This window comes from Dietzia sp. SYD-A1 (assembly GCF_015356725.1).
Classification (GTDB): Bacteria; Actinomycetota; Actinomycetes; order Mycobacteriales; family Mycobacteriaceae; genus Dietzia.
Map to the genome: position 1 here is coordinate 1 of NZ_JADDKI010000257.1, position 6,444 is coordinate 6,444.

General features: G+C 71.1%; 7 protein-coding genes and 1 pseudogene. 5 read left to right on the plus strand and 3 right to left on the minus strand.

Features of this window, described 5'->3' with window-relative positions:
• Both disA and IY392_RS11175 read right to left on the minus strand, forming a co-directional pair.
• On the minus strand, positions 1–479 hold a 479-nt coding region (gene disA, locus IY392_RS11170; RefSeq protein ID WP_194861253.1), incomplete at its 3' end, for a DNA integrity scanning diadenylate cyclase DisA.
• A gap of 34 nt (positions 480–513) precedes the next feature.
• Positions 514–1,077, minus strand: coding sequence for a hypothetical protein (locus tag IY392_RS11175; protein ID WP_182612982.1), 564 nt, complete (start codon positions 1,075–1,077; stop codon positions 514–516).
• 197 nt (positions 1,078–1,274) lie between these two features.
• Between IY392_RS11175 and IY392_RS11180 the strand changes: the two genes are divergently transcribed.
• From IY392_RS11180 to rlmB, 5 genes and pseudogenes are all read left to right on the plus strand, one after another.
• Positions 1,275–1,769, plus strand: coding sequence for a CarD family transcriptional regulator (locus tag IY392_RS11180; RefSeq protein ID WP_017835982.1), 495 nt, complete (start codon positions 1,275–1,277; stop codon positions 1,767–1,769).
• 13 nt (positions 1,770–1,782) lie between these two features.
• Positions 1,783–2,532: pseudogene (ispD, locus tag IY392_RS19230) on the plus strand (2-C-methyl-D-erythritol 4-phosphate cytidylyltransferase); the annotation flags it as partial.
• 45 nt (positions 2,533–2,577) lie between these two features.
• Complete coding sequence (ispF, locus tag IY392_RS19235; RefSeq protein ID WP_309230106.1) at positions 2,578–3,060, plus strand: 2-C-methyl-D-erythritol 2,4-cyclodiphosphate synthase; 483 nt, start codon at positions 2,578–2,580, stop codon at positions 3,058–3,060.
• Between the two features lie 42 nt (positions 3,061–3,102).
• Entirely contained in the window at positions 3,103–4,518 is a 1,416-nt protein-coding gene (gene cysS, locus IY392_RS11190) for a cysteine--tRNA ligase (RefSeq protein WP_194861252.1), read from the plus strand.
• A 1-nt stretch (position 4,519) separates the two neighbouring features.
• Positions 4,520–5,488, plus strand: coding sequence for a 23S rRNA (guanosine(2251)-2'-O)-methyltransferase RlmB (gene rlmB, locus IY392_RS11195; RefSeq protein ID WP_107755699.1), 969 nt, complete (start codon positions 4,520–4,522; stop codon positions 5,486–5,488).
• A gap of 19 nt (positions 5,489–5,507) precedes the next feature.
• Here rlmB and IY392_RS11200 read toward each other — a convergent pair.
• The coding region (locus IY392_RS11200) for an aminoglycoside phosphotransferase family protein (protein WP_228549300.1) at positions 5,508–6,444 on the minus strand (937 nt) is incomplete at its 5' end.

Sequence of the window (6,444 nt, forward strand, 5' to 3'; positions counted from 1 at the left end):
CCGTGTCGCTCCATGGTGGCCACCGTCTGGTCCGCGCGGGCCAGCAGGACCACGGGGTCGGCCAGGACGCGGGCCTGCCCGCCCGCGTAGACGGTCACCGTCGTCATCGAGGCGGAGACCGCCACCGACGGGACACCGGTGTGCAGGGCGGTCCGTTCGGCCGCGCGGTGCCGGGTCCCGGTCTCGACCGCCGGCAGGGTGGGATCGGGCACGAGGTGGACGTTGGCGTGGGTGATCCGCTCGCCGTCCGAGGACAGGACCACGGCTCCGTCCATCTTGCTCAGTTCGCGCAGCCTGGCCGGTGTGAACTCGACGTCCAGCGTGACACCGCCGTCGCATATCTCCCGGACGGCGGGGTCATCGCCCAGCACGATGAGACCACCGGTGCCGCTGCGACGGATGCGGTCCAGTGCCTCACGCAGCGGGGTGCCGGGGGACAGGCGCCGGAGGACGGCCCGGACGGGTGCGTCGACGGGGATCCCGTCCGTGGCGCGGGGGGCCAGGGCGGACGTCTCAGTGCCCCTCTGCGTGGGTCTCGACCGGGCGGGTGTACTCGTCGCTGGGCGGGACCTCGGCGATGACGGCGGCGGACATCTCGATCTGATCGCCGTTGGAGAACGACACGGTGGCGGGTACAGAGGTCCCGATCCGGAGGTCGTCGGAGTCGGGCAGCGTGGCGGTGCTGCGCTCGACGCAGAGGTCGTCCCGCGCGGGGACGGGCTCGACGTCCGCCGCCGGCGAGACGATCAGGGAGCATCCGCGTTCCAGCGGCTGTGTCTCGCCGAGCTGCGCCTCGATCCCGTCGATCTCGATCCGGTCGAGGGAGATCGACTCGCCCATGCCGGTCCCGGTGAAGGAGGCGGCGAACCCGAGACGCGCCTCGCCCTCCTCGGGGAGGACCACCACGAGATCGTTGACGTGGAGCTCGCCCGCGGAACCCTGCCCGCCGTCCACCGCGGCGACCTGGTTGGCCGTCTGGGAGACCTGCCCGGCGCCACACGCGGACAAACCGACGGCGGTACCCACGGCCAGGACTACGAGCGCGGTGCGGCGCAGGCCGGTGTTCGGTGAAGTCACGTCAGGCTCCTCGGGGGATGGTCGTTCTCAGGCCGGTCTCATCGTAGTCCACGGCTGGTCGTGACCGGCGTCAGAGTGCGCTCCCGGCACCCCCCGGATGCGGCGCCCCCGCCGTACGGGTTTCTGACCTGCACAAACGGAAAACCCCAGCGCTGAGGGCGTGCTAAGATGTCTCAGTCGAAAGGGGAAAGCCACTCATGGAGTTCAAGGTCGGCGACACTGTCGTCTACCCGCATCACGGCGCCGCTAGTATCCAGGCGATCGAGATGCGGACGGTCAAGGGCACCGAGAAGGAATACCTCGTCCTCAAGGTTTCGCAGGGCGATCTCACGGTCCGGGTTCCGGCCGAGAACGCCGAGTACGTGGGCGTGCGTGACGTGGTCGACGAGGCGGGGCTCGACAAGGTCTTCGACGTCCTGCGCACTGAGCACGCCGAGGAGCCGACCAACTGGTCCCGCCGGTACAAGGCGAACGGCGAGAAGCTGGCCTCGGGGGACGTGAACAAGGTCGCCGAGGTCGTCCGCGATCTGTGGCGTCGTGACCTGGACCGTGGTCTGTCCGCCGGTGAGAAGCGGATGCTCGCGAAGGCACGGCAGGTGCTGGTGGGCGAACTCGCGTTGGCCGACCGCGCCGATGAGCACCGCGCCGACGAGCTCCTCGAGCAGGTGCTGTCCGCCGCCACCCCCGCCTGACGCGACCGCGGGGGTGACTCGATCCGCGCAGGAGCTCAGTGATGGCAGTGGCCACCCGCCCCCCACGGGCAGGGTGGCCGCCGTCGTTCCCGCGGCGGGCTCCGGACTGCGCCTGGGTGCGGGGGTCCCCAAGGCCTTCGTCGAGCTGTCGGGTCGGACCATGCTCGAGCGGGCCGTCTCCGGTCTGTTGGCGAGCGGGGCGGTCGACGACGTCGTGGTGGTGGTCCCCGAGGACCGGGTCGCGGAGTCGGAGCTGCTGCTCGCGCCTCTCCGGTCCGGCGAACACCTCGTTCTCGTCGCGGTGGGCGGGCCGCAACGCACCGACTCGGTCCGTAACGGTCTGGCGGTCCTCACCGCCACCCTCGAGGGGTCGGGGTCGCCGGTCCACGACGTCGTGCTGGTCCACGACGCGGCACGCTGCCTGACCCCGGCCGCTCCGATCCTCCGGGTGGTGGAGGCGGTCCGATCGGGCGAGGGCGCGGTGGTCCCCGTCCTCCCCGTGGTCGACACCGTCAAGGAGGTCGACGCCGCCGGTTACGTGGTGGGCACGCCCGATCGCGGAGCTCTCCGAGCCGTTCAGACGCCGCAGGGCTTCGCGCCCGACGTGCTGCTGGCGGCCTACGATGCGGCCGGTGACGTGGCCACCGACGACGCCGGCCTGGTGGAGCGGCTGGGCAGGAGGGTGGCGACCGTGGCGGGTGATCCGCTCGCCTTCAAGATCACCACCGCGTCGGACCACGCGCGCGCCCAGGAGGAACTCCGTGACCAGCACGGGTTCCACGCACGCGAGAACCCGGAGGACCGTCCCGTGACCGGACCCGTGCCCCCCCGCGTCGGTATCGGCACCGACGCCCACCAGGTTCAACCCGGCAAGAAGTGCATGATGGCCTGCCTGCATTTCCCCGACGACGACGGGTGCGAGGGCCACTCCGACGGAGACGTGGTGGCCCACTCACTGGTCGACGCGCTGTTGTCCGCCGCCGGTCTCGGCGACCTCGGAACCCTGGTCGGCACCGGACGCCCCGAGTACGACGACGTCTCCGGTGAGCGTCTCCTGCGTGAAGCGGTGGCGGAGGTGACCGGCCAGGGGTGGACGATCGGTAACGCCGCCGTGCAGATGGTCGGTAACCGACCCAAGATGGGCCCGCGGCGGCTCGAGGCCCAGGACACCCTCTCGGCGATCATCGGCGCCCCGGTGTCCGTCTCGGCCACCACGACCGACGGGATGGGCTTCACCGGCCGCGGCGAGGGGGTCTCCGCGGTGGCGACGGCTCTGCTGTTCCGGAGCTGACGAAGCGGGCGCGAGGAGGCGTCACCGGTAGACTCGATCCCCGTGACGCTCCAGCTGTACGACACCGCCACCCGCTCCCTCCGGGAGTTCACCCCTGTCCGGGAGGGTCACGCGTCGGTCTACCTCTGTGGAGCCACCCCGCAGTCCGTGCCGCACATCGGCCACGTCCGGTCGGGGGTCGCCTTCGACATCCTGCGCCGATGGCTGCTGGGATGCGGTTACGACGTGGCGTTCGTCCGCAACGTCACGGACATCGACGACAAGATCCTCACCAAGGCCGCGGAGAACGGGCGGCCGTGGTGGGAATGGGTCGCCACGCACGAGCGGGAGTTCACCAGGGCCTATGACGCGCTGGGCGTCCTGCCGCCGTCCACGGAGCCCCGGGCCACCGGACACGTCACCCAGATGATCGACTACATGGAGCGGCTCATCGAGCGCGGTTACGCGTACCCGGCCGAGGGCAGCGTGTACTTCGACGTCGCGGCCTGGTCGGCCGCCCCCGAAGGCGACTACGGGCACCTCTCGGGACACCGGCTCGACGAGGTCGACCAGGGCGAGGGGGCCGACCTGCGGGGTAAACGAGACCCCCGCGATTTCGCGCTGTGGAAGGCGGCCAAACCCGGGGAGCCGAGCTGGCCGACCCCGTGGGGAGAGGGCCGGCCCGGCTGGCACCTCGAGTGTTCGGCGATGGCCACCTGGTACCTCGGTCACACCTTCGACATCCACGGCGGCGGCCTGGACCTGCAGTTCCCTCATCACGAGAACGAGGCCGCCCAGTCCCACGCGGCCGGTGACGGCTTCGCCCGGTACTGGCTGCACAACGGGTGGGTGACCATGGCCGGGGAGAAGATGAGCAAGTCGCTGGGTAACGTCCTCAGCGTCCCGAACATCCTCACCGTGGTGCGCCCCGTCGAGCTGCGCTACTACCTCGGCAGTGCCCACTACCGGTCCATGCTCGAGTACTCACCGGAGGCGTTGCAGGAGGCCGCTGCCGGATACCGCAGGATAGAGACCTTTATCCGGCGCGTGGCCGAGGTCGTCCCGGAGATACCCGTCGGCGAGTGGACCGACGGATTCGCCGCGGGGATGGACGACGATCTCGGGGTCCCGGCCGCGCTGGCGGAGATCCACGGCGCGGTGCGCAGGGGGAACACGGCCCTGGCCGCCGGCGATCACGACTCGGCGCTGTCCGCCGCGTCGGCCGTCCGGGCCATGACGGCGGTGCTGGGCGTGGATCCCCTCGACCCCCACTGGGTGGCCGCCGGCGGCGGCGACGACGCCGCGACCACCGCGCTCGACTCGCTCGTGCGCGCAGAACTCGAGGCGCGCGACATCGCGCGCTCGAATAAGGACTTCGCCACCGCCGACGCGATCCGGGACCGACTGGTCGCGGCCGGCGTCGAGGTGACAGACACCGCGGACGGCCAGAAATGGTCGCTCGCCAATCGGAAGGACTGACATGGCGGGCAATTCGAGCCGACGCGGGGCGATCCGCAAGACCGGCACCAAGAAGGGCCAGGTCGTCGGATCCGGCGGCCAGCGGCGACGGGGTCTCGAGGCCCGGGGGGCCACGCCCAAGGCGGAGGACCGCACGTATCACTCCGCACACCGCAAGGCCAAGGCCGCCTCGCGGAAGGCGGAGACGGCCCAGCAGCGCCGCCGGCACGCCCAGAAGCAGGCCGACGGCCCCGAATACGTGGTCGGGCGCAATCCGGTGGTGGAGTGTCTCCGGGCCGGCGTGCCCGCGACCGCCCTGTACGTGGCGGTCGGCTCGGAGGCCGACGAGCGACTGACCGAGGCCGTGCACCTGGCCGCCAACAAGGGCATCTCGATCCTCGAGGTGCCGCGCACCGATCTCGACCGCATGACGAGCAACGGCATGCACCAGGGCATCGGCCTGCAGGTGCCGCCGTACCAGTACACCGACCCCAAGGACCTCCTCGACATCGCGATGGGGTCGTCGAGCCCCGCGCTGTTGGTCGCCCTCGACAACATCACAGACACCCGCAACCTCGGGGCCGTCATCAGATCGACGGCCGCGTTCGGCGGCCACGGCGTCCTGATCCCCGAGCGGCGCAGTGCGTCCATCACGGCAGTCGCGTGGCGTACCTCCGCGGGCGCCGCGGCCCGGCTGCCCGTCGCGCGTGCGACCAACCTCAACCGGACGCTTCTGGACTGGGCGAAGTCCGGAGTGCAGCTCGTGGGCCTGGACGCTGACGGCGACACCACCCTGGACAGTTACGACGGCACCGGGCCCACGGTCGTGGTGGTGGGCTCCGAGGGCAAGGGGCTCTCGCGGCTCGTGCGCGAGAACTGCGACTCGATCCTCTCGATCCCGATCTCCGGCGGGGTGGAGAGCCTCAACGCCTCGGTCGCGGCCGGAGTGGTGCTCTCCGAGTTCGCCCGCCAGCGTCGCGTGAAGGGCTGACGGGGCCCGCACGTCCCACTCAGGCCAGCGGGCGACGTGGCGACCGGCAGCGGTCGAACGTCGCCCGCGCGTACTCCCACGTCTCCTCCTCGTAGTAGAGGTGGCCGACGATCATGTAGAGCCCGGCGAACCGCTGGTAGGCCCACGCCCTGTCGAGAAAGGTCTCGTCGATCCTGCCGACGTAGCGCGCGAGCACCTCGTCGACGAAACGCGGGCCGTACTCGTACAGTTCGGCGAAGTCCACCGCCGGGTCGCCGAGGCACATGTCGGTGAAGTCGATGAGCCCCAACCGGCCCGGGGACGTGCGCGCATCCCAGTAGAGATGGCGCACGTAGACGTCGTTGTGCAGGAGGACCCGCGGGAGCAGGGTGGACTGGAGCGCGGCGACCTCGTCGCAGATCTCCCGCGCCGTCCGCATCTCGTCCTCGGTGAACACCGCCGGGAGGTCGTTGGCCACGATCCCCCGCACGAAGTCCAGGTTCTCGGGTTGGTAGGAGTCCGGGACCCGGTCGAGCGGCGGGACCGACGTGTCGGCCCCGTGGAGCGCGGTGAGCAGTGCCCCGAGTTGGCCGGCGATCATCGTCCTGTCCGTCGTGGGCAGGGAACGGAGCAGGTCAGGGGTGAGCCGGTCCCCATACACCAGGGGGTACCCGGCGAATCCGCCGTCCGGGGGGACGTGCGTGTACCGGGGTATGGCGGCGTCGACACCGGCCGAGAGGTGGTCGAGGACCGCTGCCTCGTGGGGGAGACGCGCGAGCGCCTGCTCGTCCGTGGGGAACCGGAACACCAGGTCCCGGTGCCCGAGCGAGTCGGCGCCGCGGCAGCCGTGGCACATCACCACCACGTGGTCCCAGCCCTCGTCGATCCACTGCAACGACTCCCAGGCGAGGGCGGGGAAGGCGGCGCGGATCGCGTCGAGCGCAGCGCCGCGGTCGGCCGGGGAGACGGGGTCGGAC